Origin of the sequence: Polaribacter sp. 11A2H (assembly GCF_011379025.1) — a bacterium.
In the GTDB taxonomy this organism is placed as follows: Bacteria; Bacteroidota; Bacteroidia; order Flavobacteriales; family Flavobacteriaceae; genus Polaribacter.
The window spans coordinates 296,237-311,418 of sequence record NZ_WTLD01000005.1 but is presented as its reverse complement, the minus strand read 5'-3'; the positions used below and the strand labels follow the sequence as shown (position 1 = coordinate 311,418).

Genomic DNA, 15,182 nt, shown 5'->3' with positions numbered 1-15,182 from the left:
CTTTTTTGAGTGTTTTTATTGAACAAATCTTAGCTGAAACTATGCACTATCTTATAAGAACCTAATAGACGTTTGCATATTATTTCTATACGAGAAGGGTATTTTTTATAGAGGGAAGATTTTTGGTAGAGTGATATATTACCATTTGAGAGACCCTTCAGGTTTTAAAAACCTAAAGGGTCTTTTTAAGTCATAATTACATTGAATGTAGTTAACATTTCATAATGCGAAAGCTGTTGATTTTGACAAGGATTATCTTTTATTTGGGTAAACTGATTCTTAAAAAATAAAAGAAGTCTAATAAGTCATTGCGAGGCACGAAGCAATCTGTGACTGATACTAAAGAGTACTTCGGTTTACTCGTAATAGCATATAACGATACTTTTTAAAATTTATTTTCACTGTTCTTTCCCCATTGATGAATACTGAATCAAGTTCAGCACAGGCTTCACCAAAATCTAGACTTCTGATAATTTTATTGAATTCTACAAGATATTACACTATCGTGTCCAGACCGCAAAAGCTCTTTGGACACTTGCCGTTCCATACCTTTTGAATTGCTACTAAAATTATAATAGGTCGGGATAAGATTTCGAAATAATTTTTATTTTATTTATTGGTTTTATTGTCATTGCGAGGCACGAAGCAATCTGTGACAGAGGCTAAAGAGTACTTCGGTTTACTCGTAATAGCATATAACTATACTTTTTAAAATTTTCTATTCACTGCTCTTTTCCATTGATGAATACTGAATCAAGTTCAGCACAGGCTTCACCAAAATCTAGACTTCTGATAATTTTATTGAATTCTACAAGATATTACACTATCGTGTCCTGACTGCAAAAGTTCTTTGGACACTTGCCGCTCCATATCTTTTGAATTGCTACTAAAATTAGAATATGTCGGGATAAGATTTCGAAATAATTTTTATTTTATTTATTGGTTTTATTGTCATTGCGAGGCACGAAGCAATCTGTGACTGATACTAAAGCTTGCCGTTCCATACCTTTTGAATTGCTACTAAAATTATAATATGTCGGGATAAGTTTTCGTAATAATTTATATTTTATTTATTGGTTTTATCCTCATTGAGAAGTATAGAGAAGAAACCTCTATTTATAAAGACCATAAATTTAATATTAGATTTTTGTTACTCTATTCAATTAAATATATTGATATTTCCTCCTGCAAGGTTTCAAAAACCTTGTAGGTGTCAGTTTAAAGAATGACGTCTCTTTAAACAAACTATCTTAAAAAAAAAGAATTAAAATGAATTAATCAAAATTCCATCCAAATATCCCTTCCCAATATCAAATATTTTTTCTGAATCTTTATTATCTAATCCAGAATACTCAGACAACGGAAAACTAACGGTCATTTTTGTAGCTGCAAACTTAAAACCTTCTGCAGCATGTGCTTTTAAATACGTAGCATGTGCAATCACTTTAAAGGTTGAGTTTAATTGTTGAGGCGTTTTTTTGGCAGGTTTACCAACATAACTTCCTATAATTGGTAAACCTGATTTAAGAAAAGGCTTAATTGGGAAATTATCTAAAATTCCACCATCGGAATACAGTGTTTTATTGATTATAATTGGCGTAAAAATACCAGGAATAGCACAAGAAGCCAACACCGGTTTTAATAATTGACCTTTACTAAAATAACGAGACTTGCCACTTTGCATGTTAGAGGCAGTAATATAAATAGGAATTTCTAAGTCGCTAAATTTATTTTTAATTTTATTTTCTATAATCGATTTAAATAAAAAAGTATCAAAAAGCCCTGCTTTTGTAATGCTGAAAAATGAAAATTTAAAAAGACTTGTTTTTTTAAAGATCTCTAAAATTTCTTGTGTAGAAATACCAGAAGCATATAACGAAGCAACCAAAGCTCCTCCACTACTTCCAGAAATAGCATTTATTTGTAAACCAAGTTCTTCTATCTTTTCTATCAAAGCCAAATGTGCGGCACATTTAATGCCTCCTCCAGATAATACCAAGTTTATAGGAATGTTTACATTTAATTTAGAAAGTTGTTCACTGTAATTTTTAAGCAATTGATTCTTTTTTTAGTCTAGAAAATACACGTAAATATACTTCTTAAATAACTTAGAAGCTATTTATTACTAAGGCAATCGTTTTTAGAGGTAATCAACTATAAAATATCTTAAAATTAGAAAAAAATTTCTATACACTTTTATCAAAAATTTGGTTGAGATAAGTAGAAACCTTGATTAGTAACCCAATAATTCTTAACTGCGCTCGAACAGACACTGAGATATTCAATAATTATTTTAATTAATTAATTTCTAATCAATTAAGAATTCAATTCTTTCATAATTTCTGCAAATAACTCATAAGAACGAACTCTATCTTTTATCGAATAAATATTAGTTACTGCAATTAATTCATCCGCTTGCGTTTTTTCTAAAAAGTCTTCTACTTGTGCTTTTACAGTTGCTTTACTTCCTATAAAAGAATATTTTAGCATTTGATGTACTTGCGGGTTTTGTAAAATCTCTTTATAATAATCTGTCATGGCAGTTGGAGGTTGTACAAAATCTCTTTTTCCGGTAAATAAACCTACAATCATTCTAATTAAAGACGTAGATAAATTGGCAGCTTCTTCATCGGTTTCTGCAATAATTATGTTTACACCCGCAATGATATACGGTTTTTCTAAAACATCCGAAGGTTGAAATTCTTCTCTATAAATGGCCAAAGCATTCCATAAATGTGTTGTTGCAAAATGACTTGCAAATGCATACGGTAATCCTTTTTTGGCTGCCAAATGTGCACTGTCTGTGCTAGATCCTAAAATATAAAGTGGCACCTCAACGCCTTCTGCAACCGTAGCTCTTACATTTGCATGTTCGTTTTCTTTAGAAAAATAAGTCTGAATTTTTTCTATTTCTCTAGGGAAATGTTGCGCTGCTTCCATAAAATCCGATCGAATGGCTTCTGCCGTTTTTCTATCGGTTCCCGGAGCTCTCCCCAAACCTAAATCTATTCTATTTGGGTATAAAGAGCCTAACGTACCAAACTGTTCTGCTACAATTAATGGCGAATGATTGGGCAACATAATTCCGCCAGAACCAACACGAATGGTTTTAGTTCCTTGTGCAGCATACCCAATTAAAACTGAGGTGGCAATACTACCAATATTTGTAGAATTATGATGTTCTGCCAACCAATAACGAGTATACCCAAAGGTTTCGGCATTTTGTGCTAATTCTAATACATTATTAAAGGTATCTTTTAAAGTATTCCCTTCGGAAACTAAAGCAAGATCTAAGATGGAATATGCTGTTTGTAGAGTTTTCATAAGTACGAATAATCAATAATTATATTTCGAATATAAAGTCGTTTTTAAGCTTACAAAATTACAGAAAGTAGTCCCTTTTTAAGATAATGTTTTGTTAATATAAATAACGAAATGCTAAATTTGTACATAGTTCTAAAAACAAGCATTTTAAAATGAATACCACCATACAATCCATACCCGTTTTAGATTTAGAGGGAATTGCTGTAGATTTAATGACAGCGTATAAAAACCAGATTTTACTACTGATAATTTATAACAATGATTGTTTAGGATGCACAGGTCGTGCGATTCCTTTGGCATATGAATTTCAGCAGAAATATCCAACAATTCAAGTTGCAGGTATTCATGCAGATTTTTCTAATAGAGAAGGAACTAAAGCCAATATTAAAAGTATTTTTACAAGTGGTGAGAATCCGTTTCCGATTTATATTGATAAAAACCACAAAGTGTACGATCAGTTTAAAGCTGAAGGAACGCCACAGTGGTTGCTTATTTCTGAAAAAGGAGAATTGTTTCGCTCTATCTTCGGATCTCAAGAAAACGCAGCAAATAGATTATTTTATGCTTTAGAAAGTTTGGTTAATGGATAAAAAAAGAGGTTGTCTAAAAAGAGTTTTCTTTGTCAATCTGAATTTATTTCAGATTCTTACAAGAACTGAATTTCATCGGATTTAGATGCTGAAACAAGTTCAGCATGACAAGGCTTAACACTCTTTAGACAACCACCAATATTAAAATAATACTTAAATTATTTAATGTTTAATTGCTTTTACAGCATGTTCTGCCCATTCTGGATATACAGTTGGGTCGATATCAAAAATAATGGTTCCCCAAACGATGGTCATGATTACAATAATGATGGTTGCAAAAATATCGATGATAATTCCTGTTTTTATCATTTGAGATATTTTTAGTTTACCAGTACCAAATACAATTGCATTAGGCGGTGTTGCAATAGGTAGCATAAAAGCCATTGAGGCTGCTAACGTAACCGGAATCATTATTAACAAAGGATTTACTTTAATTTCTGTGGCTAATCCAGAAATAATAGGCAACATCATTTCTGTAGTTGCGGTGTTAGATGTAAATTCTGTAAGTGTAGACATCATGGTTGTTAAAGTAGCTACCAATGCTACTGGAGACATATCTTTTGTTCCGCTTAAAAGTCCGCCAACATAATTAGACAATCCAGAATCTATAAATCCTTTTGCCAATGCAAAACCACCTCCAAATAGAAATACAATATGCCAAGGTAATTTTATCATAATCTTCCATCCTACTAAGGCTTGTTTCTTTTTTGTAGAGGGTACAATAAATAGTAACATGGCAATAAAAATAGCCACAGTACCATCATTTAAATATTTAGGATTTTCAAAAAGAGAACTCCAACCAGGAATGATTGTAAAACCTAAATTAAGGTTAGATCTAAACACCCATAATAAAGCTAACGAAACAAATAAAACAAATACTCTTTTTTGTTCTGCACTTACTTTACCGAGTGCTTTATATTTATCTGTAAAAAAAGAGGCATCTAGTTTTTCAATTTTTCCTTTTGGTCTATAGGTATAGTATAACAGAAATAACGAAAAAACAAAAATCATCACTGTAATTGGAAAAGCAAACGTAATCCATTGTCCGAATGAAATTTCTGGCGCTCCAGGATAGATAATTTGGAAAATTCTTAAAAAGGATAAATTAGGAGGTGTCCCTACCAATGTTGCTATACCACCAATAGAACACGCATGTGCAATAGACAATAACAAACCTGCAGCAAATGAACTTATTTTTCCTTCTCCATATACTTCTTCTAACGCAGCAGTTACAGAAAAAGCGATAGGAAGCATCATCATTGCGGTGGCCGTATTAGACATCCACATAGATAAAAACGCAGAAGCCAACATAAACCCTAGCATAATTCTAAACGGACTACCACCAACAATAGAAAGTATTTTTAAAGCAATTCGTTTATGAAGCTCCCATTTTTCCATAGCCAAAGCCATAATAAAACCTCCAATAAACAAAAAGATTACATAATTAATATAGGCGTTAGAGATTGCTTTACCGTCTAAAACCCCAAGCATCGGGAATAAAATAATGGGCAACAAAGAAGTAATACCAATGGGTAATGCTTCTGTAACCCACCAAAAAGCCATTAGCACAGCAATTGCAGCTGTATAGGTAACTTCTGGTTTTCCGGGTTGTAGATCTACAAAAAAAACCATACCGAAAAACACAAGTAGCCCGATAATTATTAGTTTCATATTAATTTCTGTATTCGCTTCGAAAGATGACATAGTTAATTGTTTTAAATGGTTAGTTTATTTCTATTTGGTACTGCAATACCAACATTCCTTTTCGTTCGTCTACCTTAAGTTGATTATTTATATTTTGATAAACAGGTCTATTTTGATAACCTAAACTTAATTTGTTGCTGTGTCCATTAAAGAAACAGTTAATCCCTAGATCATACACAACCATTACATCCTCTAAAGCATCAAAATCTGAATATTGAACGGCAATGTTAGGTTGTAATTGGAAACTCTTTTTACCCTTTGCTAATAAATAGCCCAATTGGAAAAAAGTGGTGTTTCCAGTTCCTATCATCGGGAAATCATTACCGCTACCATTAAAAGAAGTTCCACCAGAAGTAATATCATTAGCGCCAACGTTTCTTACATAATTAGGTCCAAAATCATTATGATTGTATCCTAAATAGGTGGTAATTGCAGTTCCTTTTTCTATATCAAGCGGAGCGTCATAAAATACATCTACTGCCCAATTTTTAAAATCGTAATATTTTTCTATTCCATTTATTAGTTGTGATGTCATTTTAGGTTGGTTCATAAAACCAGCACCTAAGTTTAAAATATTCTTTGTACCAATGTATGTTCCTGCGCCTCCACTATAAGGCGATTTGTTACTTTCATTGTCTAGAAATTCATATTTCACATAACCAGATATTCTTTTTCGTGGTTTATTGGTTGCAAAATCTACCTTTCCTTCTGTTGGTGTAACTCCATATTGAATTGGGTCTTTTAAAGATAAAACATAATCGAACTTATGTATTTGTCCTTTTGCCCAAATACCCAATCCACGTGCAATATCATCATTCTTATTCACCGTTAGCAAAGAATATAAAGGAGCATCTACAGCCATTAAAGATTTACTGCTTCTTACATTCCATCTGTTTAATCCTTCCCATCCAGATTCTCCAAAACCCAATGCAAGTTCTTTGGTAAATTCATATTCCGCATATAAATCTAACACTTCAAACTGAAAATCTTTTTCTGTTTTGCTATTCATATTATTACCACCAAATAAGGAGTACACATATAATTTAGGTGTTAATTGTGCCGAAATGCCCATTCTTAATCTTCTAATAGAAATGTCGAATACATTATTTGCTGCTTCATTGTTTATGGTAGTTCCTGGGTTGCTATCAAAATACCTAGCCCATAATTGCATCCTTACAGAAGCTTTTATGTAGGTTTTACCTGTTTCATCTAAATTTAGTTTTAGCTTATTGCTCTGTGCGTAACTAGCAGTATATAAGAATATTAAAGTAAAAATAAGTTTGGTTGTTTTCATAGTTAATTGGTTTAGTTTATAATCTTTTAAATTTTAAGAATACGAATCATAAGGTATTTTATTCGCTAAACTAGCATAACTATAAAAGAAACTTACTGATATATATCACGTTAAGTTTCTTTTGAAAAAATTATTTTAAAGCTATTTAAAATTTATACAGCTAATTAAAGAGAGGTAAAAAGGTAAATAACACCATTTTATTAAATAATTTCTCATTTAGAATTAAAAGGGAATTAAATATTAAATAAAACTATTTTATGCTTCTCTATGATTAAAAACATATAAATATTGCCCCGTAGCCATTCTTCTAGAAGCATCTTTGGCTCTTTGCGCTAAATCACCAACATATAAAGAATCTATGGTTGTAAACCAGATTTCTAACCACTTTTCAAAATGAAGCTGACTCATGGTATGTTTCAAGTTTTTATCTACTTTTAAATGTGCTTTACTTGGGCTTCCTTTAAAACAAACATCTCCCAATAAAGCAGTAACCCAAAAATCTGTCAGTTTTTCTAAATGAGCAGGCCATTGATCCGCCGCTAGGTGGCTATTAAAAATAGGCCCTAATAATTCATTTTTTCTAACTGCATTGTAAAAACTAACAACCAATAGGTTAATATCTTTTCTGTTTTCTATTTCTTTCATTTTATATAAAATTAAAAATCCGCACAAACCAATATTAGGTGTGTGCGGATTATTTATCAACTTAAACTTAATTTTTCTTTTTGATACAATAAATGGTTTCTTGTATGGTAAACCAACAGAAGTAAAAAATACCTACAGAGAAAATAACATCACCAATAACACGCATCCATTTTAAGGTTTGTACTGTTGGAGAATAGAGTAATTCTGCATCTCTTGCAAAAGAATATCCTTTTGTTATTGACGTATAGGCTTGTATAATTCCTACAGGCAACATACTTAAAAATACCATGGCTACTAACCCAATATTTAAAAACCAAAAGGCTCTTTTTAGTTTTTTAGAACTCCAATCTCTGTCTGAATAAAAACGCAAACAGATAATAATAAATCCCATTCCTAATAATCCATACACCCCAAACAACGCTGTATGTGCATGCACTGCGGTAGTATTTAAACCTTGAATATAATATAGGGCAATTGGAGGGTTAATTAAAAAACCAAATACACCTGCTCCTACCATGTTCCAAAATGCCACGGCAATAAAGAAAAATATTGGCCATTTGTATTTTTGCATCCATAGATTCGACTTTAAAAGGTTCCAATTTTCACGAATCTCAAAGCCCATTAAAGTTAGCGGCACCACTTCTAAAGCACTAAATGTTGCTCCCAAAGCAATTGCTTGCACAGGAGTTCCCGAATAATATAAATGGTGTAAAGTTCCAATAATTCCTCCTGCTAAAAATATGGTTGCTGATGCTATAGAAGCTTTTCCTGCTGTTTTTGCTGATAAAATTTTCATTCTTAAGAAAATAAAAGCAATAATTACGGTTGCAAAAACTTCGAAGAAACCTTCTACCCAAAGGTGTACCAACCACCATCTCCAATAATTAATTACTGGTAAACTACTGTTTTCTCCATACATTAAACCAGAGAAGAAAAACATACCAATTGCTATTACAGAAATTAATAAAATGATTAATAAATGTTTAGAATCATCATTTTTTCTAATTGCAAACACAACGTGTCTACCTACCATAAGTACCCATAATATCAAACCAATACCTAAGTATATTTGCCAGAATCTACCTAAATCCATATACTCATATCCTTGATGCCCAAAGAAAAAGTTAGTTGTTAAATCTAAAAATTGATGTACACCTAACCATTCGCCCATCATAGAACCTAATACGATAAGTAATAGTGAAACGAATAGAAAATTAATTCCGAATACTTGAAACTTCATTTCTTTACCACTAATCATTGGTGCTAAAAATAATCCTGTTGCTAACCAAGTTGCAGCAATCCAAAAGACAGCCAATTGAGTATGCCAAGTTCTAGTTATAGAATATGGTAAAAAACTAGATAAATCGAAACCAAAGAAAGATTGTCCTTCTACCGTATAATGTACTGTTAAGGCACCTAAAATAACTTGCAATGCAATTAATAATGAAATAACAATGAAGTACTTTAATACAGATCTTTGAGATCTTGTTAATACCAAGGTATCTAAAGGATCTTTTTTAGGATGCATTATTGCCTCTCCTTTTTCGTGATTACGAATGTAATAATAGCTTAACCCTCCAATAAATAATAATAACAATACAATAGAAAACCCAGACCATATTTGAGCATCTGGTGTAATGGTATTATCTATTAAAGGTTCATGTGGCCAGTTAGAAGTATAGGTATAGTCTTTTTCTGGTCTGTTGGTACTTGCTGCCCAAGAAGTCCAGAATAAAAAAGCATTTAATTGTGCTAATTTTGTGGTGTCTACTAAAGCTCCTTTTGGTATTGCATATTTTTCATAACCATTAGAAAAGATGTCTGTATAATGTTTATAATTCTCTAAAATAGCGGTGTACCGATCTTTAGATATGGTAATGCTACCTGTTTTTGCATTGTATGTATTTGTTTTTACATGTTTAATTAATCGCGCTTTTAAAGCTGCTTTATTTTCTACGTCTAAATTTTCGTAGGTGGAGTTAAAATCTTTTTTTGCCCAAGCATTTAACATAAAAACGGCCTCTTTATGTATCCAATCTGCAGACCAATCTGGTGCCACATAACTACCATGGCCCCAAATAGAACCTACTTCCATTCCGCCAATAGATTCCCAAACATTCTGACCAATTTGTATGTCTGCTTTGGTTAAAAAGGTTTCTCCTGTTTCTTGTATAATAACGGTTTCTGGTATTGGTGGTTGTGTTTGATAAACTTCTGTACCCACCCAAATAAGTACTATAAAGGATAGTGTTACCACACTAGTAAATGCAATCCAAACTTTTTTCATGTTGTTGTTCTTTATATAAATTATACTACGTCTTTTACTCTTTGTTCGCTGTCTGAAACTGAAATTGTAAGTCTTATAATACAATCTTCAGTACAATATAAATCGTGAGGAACATTTGCGTCTAACGCAATTAAATCTCCTTTTTTTAATGGTTGCTTTTCTCCTTCTACTCCAAAATCTATCGTTCCTTCAAATAATTCTATAACAATAGGAAACGGCGCTTTGTGCTCTTTCATTTGTTGTCCTTTTTTCATAAGGATTCTTATTTCTTTTGTGGTTGCTGTTTTAATTAATACAGTTACTGCTGGTTTGTCTTTTCCGTAGATTAAATTTTCTGTGATCGATGCTATTTTCATTATATTAAGTTTGATTAAAGTATTAAAAGATATTTATATCTCTTGTTTGATTAAATTTTTAGCGTTTTAATAATAGTCCTTCTAAAGTCATATCATCAATTATAGATTTTATAGAAGTATTTTCTAACATATTCTTTAAGTTATCACGGATATCTACAAATTTAAAATGCAACGGACAAGGAGATTCTGCATCACATTGTTTTAATCCTAAACCGCAACCTTTATAGATATTATCTCCATCTAAAATACTTACAACTTCACTTAGTTTGGTTTCCATCTGTTTTTCTTCAATAGTAAAACCACCATAAGGTCCTTTTACAGATGTAATAATTGCATTTCTTTTAAGTTGTTGTAAAATTTTTGCTGTAAATGCTTGTGGTGAGTTTATTTCTTCTGATATTTTACTCATACTAACCTTATTACCGTTGGCACTTTCTTGTGCTATAAATAGCACAGCTCTTAGTCCGTATTCACAAGTTTTAGAAAACATAATGTTACTTATTTTAATAGCACAAATATAGCTATTATTTTATAAAGGACAAATATATCCCTTATAAATTCTGCTTGTAAATATTCTTTACTCTTTTATTCTAAAAAAAAAAGTTTAAACATAAAAAAAACCTTGTATTGATATAATAGAAACAATACAAGATTTACAACAAAAATGAGGGACAGCTAGTCAATAGGAATTGAAAGTAACGGAATATTTTGACCAGAAGCCATAACTCTGGTTTTACTTTTGTGCACAATAGATTCCCAAAAACCATATTTTTTAGGCATCATGACTAAGAGTTCTGAATGTGATTTTTTAATCTCATTTTCAATTGATTCAATCACCGAATTAGATTTTACATTTTTATAAAAATGAGTAACATCTTCTAATTCCTTATTTAGATTGCTAGTTATTTCTGTTTTTAATTCTTCAATTTTTTGATCAACATAAAAAACAGTAACCGTGGCTTTTAAGTTTAATGCTACCTGACGTAGTTTTGCTAAGGTTTTTAAAGGGATGTCTTGTAATAAATCGCACGCAAAAAGTATTTGTTTTATTTCTTTAAATTTTGCTTCTATAGGAATTGCCAATACCGGAAATTCTTTCATACTTATAACACTCGTTGTAGGATTGCCCAATAAATTTTGTTCCATAGATTTTGGAGACATACCAATCACTAAAAAACGACCATTATACGCTTTCATTAAATGATCTACTTCTTCACCCAAATCACTATAACTACTCTTATAAGAAACTTTAATTTGAAACTCTTTACTTAATTGCGCTGCTATCTTCTTTAATTTATCTTTATTTTTTTGAAAAAAAACATCTAAAGACACGGCAGATAACCTACTATTTGCAGCATGTACAGGCAATCTAAATGCATGAAATAATACAAGTTCTGTCTGAAATTGTTTTGTTAATGCTGCTGCGTATAATACAGCATTTTCAGATAATTTAGAAAAATTGGTAGCTACTATAATACTCATAACTTAGATGGTTTGTTTATACTCAAAGATAAAAAACAATCCGCATTATATGGTGGTCAAAAAAAGGGATGTATTGGTCAATAACAAGTTTTTATATAAGTTTAACAAAAAATATAAATTATATTATTTTATGTTTTTTCTAAAGTAAGAAGGCGATACACCTGTATTTTTCTTAAAGTATTTGCCAAAAAAAGAAAGGTTACTAAATTTTAATTCATTGGCAACTTGAGAAATACTCAATAACGGGTTGCTCAACAACAATTTAGCTTCCATAATTACGGTATCATCAATTAATTGACCAGCTGTTTTATCTGAAACTTCCTTTAAAACCTTAGATAAATGAGCAGAAGTTAAATGCATACGATCTGCATAAAATTTAACAGAGCGTTCGTTTTTAAAATGATCGTTTAAGATGGCTAAAAACTGAAGTGTTAATTGTTGTTGTCTATTTAAATGTGCTTCTAAATTTGGATGTTCTCTTTTAAAAATAGCTCCGTAATGATATAATAATAACCCAAAAGAATGCATTATTATTTCATTTCTAAAAGGTAAAAGAAGCTCATCGGCATTATTATTTTTTGCTAATAATTTAGACAACACTATAGAGGTTTCCTTTTCTTGTTCTAATAATTTTAACTTCGGAAAATTGTTGGCTGTTATAAAATCTATGGCATCGAACTCAGATTTCTTTAATAGTATTTTAAAAATAAAATCTACCGTAAAACTAACGCTAATAATTTCTAGATTATCACTGACTTCTATAATTTGAGAAACCGTTTGAGGTTTCACTACAATCATCTCACTAGTTTTTAAAGTATATGTAATTAGGTTTAACTGTAACTTTATGGCTCCTTTAGTAATCAATAAAAAAGTATAATTCCCTGCTCTAAAAGGTGCTGAAAAAGGAGTTTTATCAAAATTATTTTTAGACAAATGCACATGTAAATCTGTGTACAGTTGTGGTTTGTCTCCAATAATTTCGACAACGTCGTTCATCGTATAATTTTTAATAAAGGGTGTCTGCAAGGAGTTTTTATTGTTAATTGGTTATTCAAAGATACCAATTTATGTAATTAACTTGCACTAAATACCTTTTGTATTGGCTTATCTATTCCATATTTTCTTGTAGTTATATGAGGTATCATTTATATTTATAAGTGTATAAATATAAATCTTTGTTAAAAAAAAGAATGAACGTTCATTTTTATGTATCTTTGTCGTCTAATATTTAGAGAATGAAAATTATTTGGAACGTATTACGTATTTTATTTGCCATATTTATGATTTATGGAGGAATACAACATTTTGTTAAGCCAGAATTTTACACCGTATTTGTTCCTGATTTTTTAACATATAAAGACATTATTATTTATGCTTCTGGTGTGGTAGAAATCTTATTAGGTATTTTATTATTAATACCAAAATACAAATATATTGGTGCAACCGGAATCTTAATTTTAATGATATTGTTTTTACCAATTCATATTTGGGATGTGTTTTCAGAAACACCAGCTATTGGAAGTCACAAAGCAGCGTTAATTAGATTACCTATACAATTTGTGTTCATTGCTTTGGCATATAAATTTCAAAAAAACAGCAAATAATGGCAAAGCTTCAAAAAAGTATAGACAAACGTAATGCACTTGTAAAGGCAACAATAGAACTCGTTAATAATAGCGGTTTTCATGCGACACCTATGAGTAAAATTGCAAAAATGGCAAATGTATCTCCTGCTACTATCTACTTGTATTTTGAAAACAAGCAAGATTTAGTGAACAAAACATATATAGAAGTAAAAGCAAAATATACAAGCTATGCTTTTGAAACGTATGATGTTAATATGTCTGTAGAAGATGGTTTTAAATTGATATGGAACCGCATTGCTAACTTTAAATTAAAAGAATGTGAAAATGCGATGTTTTTAGCACAATGTGATAACACACCAATGATAGATGAACCAAGTAGACAAGAGGGAATTAAGCATTTACAACCCCTACTCGACTTGTGGACACGTGGTAAAAAGGAAGGTATTATTAAACCGATGTCAGATTATATTTTATATGCGTATGCTATAAATCCGTTATCCTTTTTAATGATGTCGGAAAAAAGAGGTTCTTTTAAGTTAAATGAAACTCATTTAGAAGAAGCGTATCAATCTGCTTGGAGCAGTATAAAACTTTGTAAATAAGATGAAGAAAACTGCAATTATATTAGGCGCAACCGGTTTAACGGGTAACCATATTCTTCATCAATTAATTGAAGATAAAAACTACGAGACTATAAAATTATTTTCTCGTTCTAAAATTGATGGTTTACCAAAAAAGGTAACACAATTTATAGGTGATATTTTAGATTTAGCAAAATTTAAAGCAGATTTTACAGCAGACGAAGTGTATTGTTGCATTGGTACAACTGCAAAAAAAACACCAGATAAATCATTGTACAAAAAGATAGATTATGGTATTCCTGTTACTGCAGCAAAACTATCAAAAGAAAATAACATTGCTACCTTTTTAGTAGTTTCCGCCATGGGCGCAAATACAAAAAGTACTGTTTTTTATAATAAAACAAAGGGAGAAATGGAGCGAGATGTTTTAAAACAAAACATTAAAAACACTTTTATTTTAAGACCTTCCTTAATTGGAGGAGAAAGAAAAGAAAGTAGACTTTTAGAAAAAATAGGTTTGGTGGTTATTAAAGTAATTCAACCCTTATTTATAGGAAAATTAAAAGAATATAAAATAATAGATGCTAAACACATTGCACAAGCAATGATAAACCTAGCAAATACTAAAAATAATGCCGAAGTAATAATTACTTCAAACGATATAAAAAAACTTTCAAAAAAATAAACAAAGAAAAAAATATGGAATTATTAGATAAATTAAATTGGAGATATGCTGCAAAGGCCATGAATGGTAAAGTGGTTGCAGAAGATAAAATAGAACGCATTTTAGAAGCAGCTCGTTTAGCAGCAACTTCTAGTGGGTTACAACCTTTTGAAATCTATGTAATTAAAAACCAAGAGGTAAAAGAAAAAATTAAACCAGTTGCTTGGAATCAATCTGTAATTACAGACTGTTCTCACTTATTGGTATTTGCAGCTTGGGATACGTATACACCAGAGCGCATCAACTATATGTTCGATTTAACAAACGAAATTCGTGGTTTTAAAAACGAAGGTTGGGAAGATTACCGTCAAATGTTATTAGGTATGTATCCACAAAGAGATGCTGAAGAAAACTTTAACCATGCAGCAAAACAAGCTTATATTGCTTTTAGTCATGCTATAATTGCTGCTGCTTACGAAGGTGTAGATGCAACTCCTTTAGAAGGTTTTGATCCTGTAGCGGTTGATGAAATTTTAGGCCTAAGAGAAAAAGGTTTACGTAGTGCTGTTTTATTACCATTAGGTTATAGAAAAGAAGATGAAGATTGGTTGGTAAACTTGGTAAAAGTTAGAAAACCTATGAAAGATTTAGTAACTGTAATTGAATAAA

The 15,182-nt window shown here is 30.9% G+C and carries 15 protein-coding genes; 5 read left to right on the top strand and 10 right to left on the bottom strand.

The annotated features are described in order from the left end of the window. Nucleotides 1-1,264: 1,264 nt before the first annotated feature. A complete protein-coding gene (locus GQS58_RS08955) occupies nucleotides 1,265-2,056 on the bottom strand; it encodes a patatin-like phospholipase family protein (protein ID WP_166385024.1) in 792 nt (263 codons plus the stop codon). A 260-nt stretch (nucleotides 2,057-2,316) separates the two neighbouring features. After that, nucleotides 2,317-3,324 (bottom strand): LLM class flavin-dependent oxidoreductase, encoded by a 1,008-nt coding sequence (locus tag GQS58_RS08950; protein WP_166385022.1) that lies wholly within the window; start codon nucleotides 3,322-3,324, stop codon nucleotides 2,317-2,319. Between the two features lie 152 nt (nucleotides 3,325-3,476). Between GQS58_RS08950 and GQS58_RS08945 the strand changes: the two genes are divergently transcribed. Next, nucleotides 3,477-3,914 carry a TlpA family protein disulfide reductase gene (locus GQS58_RS08945; RefSeq protein WP_166385020.1) on the top strand — a complete coding sequence of 146 codons (438 nt, stop codon included), beginning with the start codon at nucleotides 3,477-3,479 and terminating at the stop codon, nucleotides 3,912-3,914. A 162-nt stretch (nucleotides 3,915-4,076) separates the two neighbouring features. Here GQS58_RS08945 and GQS58_RS08940 read toward each other — a convergent pair whose 3' ends face one another. The 8 genes from GQS58_RS08940 to GQS58_RS08905 all read right to left on the bottom strand — a co-directional run bounded on the left by GQS58_RS08940 (nucleotide 4,077) and on the right by GQS58_RS08905 (nucleotide 12,678). Then, nucleotides 4,077-5,618: an SLC13 family permease gene (locus GQS58_RS08940; protein WP_166385018.1), complete on the bottom strand. Its 1,542-nt coding sequence runs from the start codon at nucleotides 5,616-5,618 to the stop codon at nucleotides 4,077-4,079. Between the two features lie 19 nt (nucleotides 5,619-5,637). Further along, nucleotides 5,638-6,912 (bottom strand): porin, encoded by a 1,275-nt coding sequence (locus tag GQS58_RS08935; RefSeq protein ID WP_205860413.1) that lies wholly within the window; start codon nucleotides 6,910-6,912, stop codon nucleotides 5,638-5,640. A 255-nt stretch (nucleotides 6,913-7,167) separates the two neighbouring features. Then, a complete protein-coding gene (locus tag GQS58_RS08930) occupies nucleotides 7,168-7,557 on the bottom strand; it encodes a group III truncated hemoglobin (protein WP_166385016.1) in 390 nt (129 codons plus the stop codon). Between the two features lie 67 nt (nucleotides 7,558-7,624). Next, nucleotides 7,625-9,844 carry a nitric-oxide reductase large subunit gene (locus GQS58_RS08925; RefSeq protein ID WP_166385014.1) on the bottom strand — a complete coding sequence of 740 codons (2,220 nt, stop codon included), beginning with the start codon at nucleotides 9,842-9,844 and terminating at the stop codon, nucleotides 7,625-7,627. A gap of 20 nt (nucleotides 9,845-9,864) precedes the next feature. Continuing rightward, entirely contained in the window at nucleotides 9,865-10,200 is a 336-nt protein-coding gene (locus tag GQS58_RS08920; protein ID WP_166385012.1) for a cupin domain-containing protein, read from the bottom strand. A gap of 58 nt (nucleotides 10,201-10,258) precedes the next feature. Beyond that, nucleotides 10,259-10,690, bottom strand: coding sequence for an RrF2 family transcriptional regulator (locus GQS58_RS08915; RefSeq protein ID WP_166385010.1), 432 nt, complete (start codon nucleotides 10,688-10,690; stop codon nucleotides 10,259-10,261). A 185-nt stretch (nucleotides 10,691-10,875) separates the two neighbouring features. Then, a complete protein-coding gene (locus tag GQS58_RS08910) occupies nucleotides 10,876-11,682 on the bottom strand; it encodes a universal stress protein (protein ID WP_166385008.1) in 807 nt (268 codons plus the stop codon). 123 nt (nucleotides 11,683-11,805) lie between these two features. Next, on the bottom strand, nucleotides 11,806-12,678 hold the full coding sequence (locus GQS58_RS08905) for a helix-turn-helix domain-containing protein (RefSeq protein WP_166385006.1): 873 nt from the start codon (nucleotides 12,676-12,678) through the stop codon (nucleotides 11,806-11,808). 239 nt (nucleotides 12,679-12,917) lie between these two features. Here GQS58_RS08905 and GQS58_RS08900 point away from each other — a divergent pair, with 239 nt between their 5' ends. From GQS58_RS08900 to GQS58_RS08885, 4 genes are read left to right on the top strand one after another with little or no spacing between them, the layout of a single operon-like run. Further along, the gene (locus tag GQS58_RS08900; protein WP_166385004.1) at nucleotides 12,918-13,286 is read left to right on the top strand and encodes a MauE/DoxX family redox-associated membrane protein; all 369 of its coding nucleotides are present in this window, start codon (nucleotides 12,918-12,920) and stop codon (nucleotides 13,284-13,286) included. Next, nucleotides 13,286-13,870 (top strand): TetR/AcrR family transcriptional regulator, encoded by a 585-nt coding sequence (locus GQS58_RS08895; protein WP_166385002.1) that lies wholly within the window; start codon nucleotides 13,286-13,288, stop codon nucleotides 13,868-13,870. The genes GQS58_RS08900 and GQS58_RS08895 overlap by 1 nt, the downstream gene beginning before the upstream one ends. A 1-nt stretch (nucleotide 13,871) precedes the next feature. After that, nucleotides 13,872-14,534, top strand: a complete 663-nt coding sequence (locus GQS58_RS08890; RefSeq protein ID WP_166385000.1) for an NAD(P)H-binding protein — start codon at nucleotides 13,872-13,874, stop codon at nucleotides 14,532-14,534. A gap of 14 nt (nucleotides 14,535-14,548) precedes the next feature. Further along, a complete protein-coding gene (locus tag GQS58_RS08885) occupies nucleotides 14,549-15,181 on the top strand; it encodes an NAD(P)H-dependent oxidoreductase (RefSeq protein ID WP_166384998.1) in 633 nt (210 codons plus the stop codon). Nucleotide 15,182 lies beyond the last annotated feature (1 nt).

What these genes read in the sequence shown, in the direction of transcription:
- GQS58_RS08920 (WP_166385012.1), bottom strand. Translation starts at nt 10,200, where the DNA reads ATGAAAATAGCATCGATCACAGAAAATTTAATCTACGGAAAAGACAAA.
- GQS58_RS08890 (WP_166385000.1), top strand. Translation starts at nt 13,872, where the DNA reads ATGAAGAAAACTGCAATTATATTAGGCGCAACCGGTTTAACGGGTAAC.
- GQS58_RS08905 (WP_166385006.1), bottom strand. Translation starts at nt 12,678, where the DNA reads ATGAACGACGTTGTCGAAATTATTGGAGACAAACCACAACTGTACACA.
- GQS58_RS08935 (WP_205860413.1), bottom strand. Translation starts at nt 6,912, where the DNA reads ATGAAAACAACCAAACTTATTTTTACTTTAATATTCTTATATACTGCT.
- GQS58_RS08945 (WP_166385020.1), top strand. Translation starts at nt 3,477, where the DNA reads ATGAATACCACCATACAATCCATACCCGTTTTAGATTTAGAGGGAATT.
- GQS58_RS08900 (WP_166385004.1), top strand. Translation starts at nt 12,918, where the DNA reads ATGAAAATTATTTGGAACGTATTACGTATTTTATTTGCCATATTTATG.
- GQS58_RS08915 (WP_166385010.1), bottom strand. Translation starts at nt 10,690, where the DNA reads ATGTTTTCTAAAACTTGTGAATACGGACTAAGAGCTGTGCTATTTATA.
- GQS58_RS08910 (WP_166385008.1), bottom strand. Translation starts at nt 11,682, where the DNA reads ATGAGTATTATAGTAGCTACCAATTTTTCTAAATTATCTGAAAATGCT.
- GQS58_RS08925 (WP_166385014.1), bottom strand. Translation starts at nt 9,844, where the DNA reads ATGAAAAAAGTTTGGATTGCATTTACTAGTGTGGTAACACTATCCTTT.
- GQS58_RS08940 (WP_166385018.1), bottom strand. Translation starts at nt 5,618, where the DNA reads ATGTCATCTTTCGAAGCGAATACAGAAATTAATATGAAACTAATAATT.
- GQS58_RS08950 (WP_166385022.1), bottom strand. Translation starts at nt 3,324, where the DNA reads ATGAAAACTCTACAAACAGCATATTCCATCTTAGATCTTGCTTTAGTT.
- GQS58_RS08895 (WP_166385002.1), top strand. Translation starts at nt 13,286, where the DNA reads ATGGCAAAGCTTCAAAAAAGTATAGACAAACGTAATGCACTTGTAAAG.
- GQS58_RS08885 (WP_166384998.1), top strand. Translation starts at nt 14,549, where the DNA reads ATGGAATTATTAGATAAATTAAATTGGAGATATGCTGCAAAGGCCATG.
- GQS58_RS08930 (WP_166385016.1), bottom strand. Translation starts at nt 7,557, where the DNA reads ATGAAAGAAATAGAAAACAGAAAAGATATTAACCTATTGGTTGTTAGT.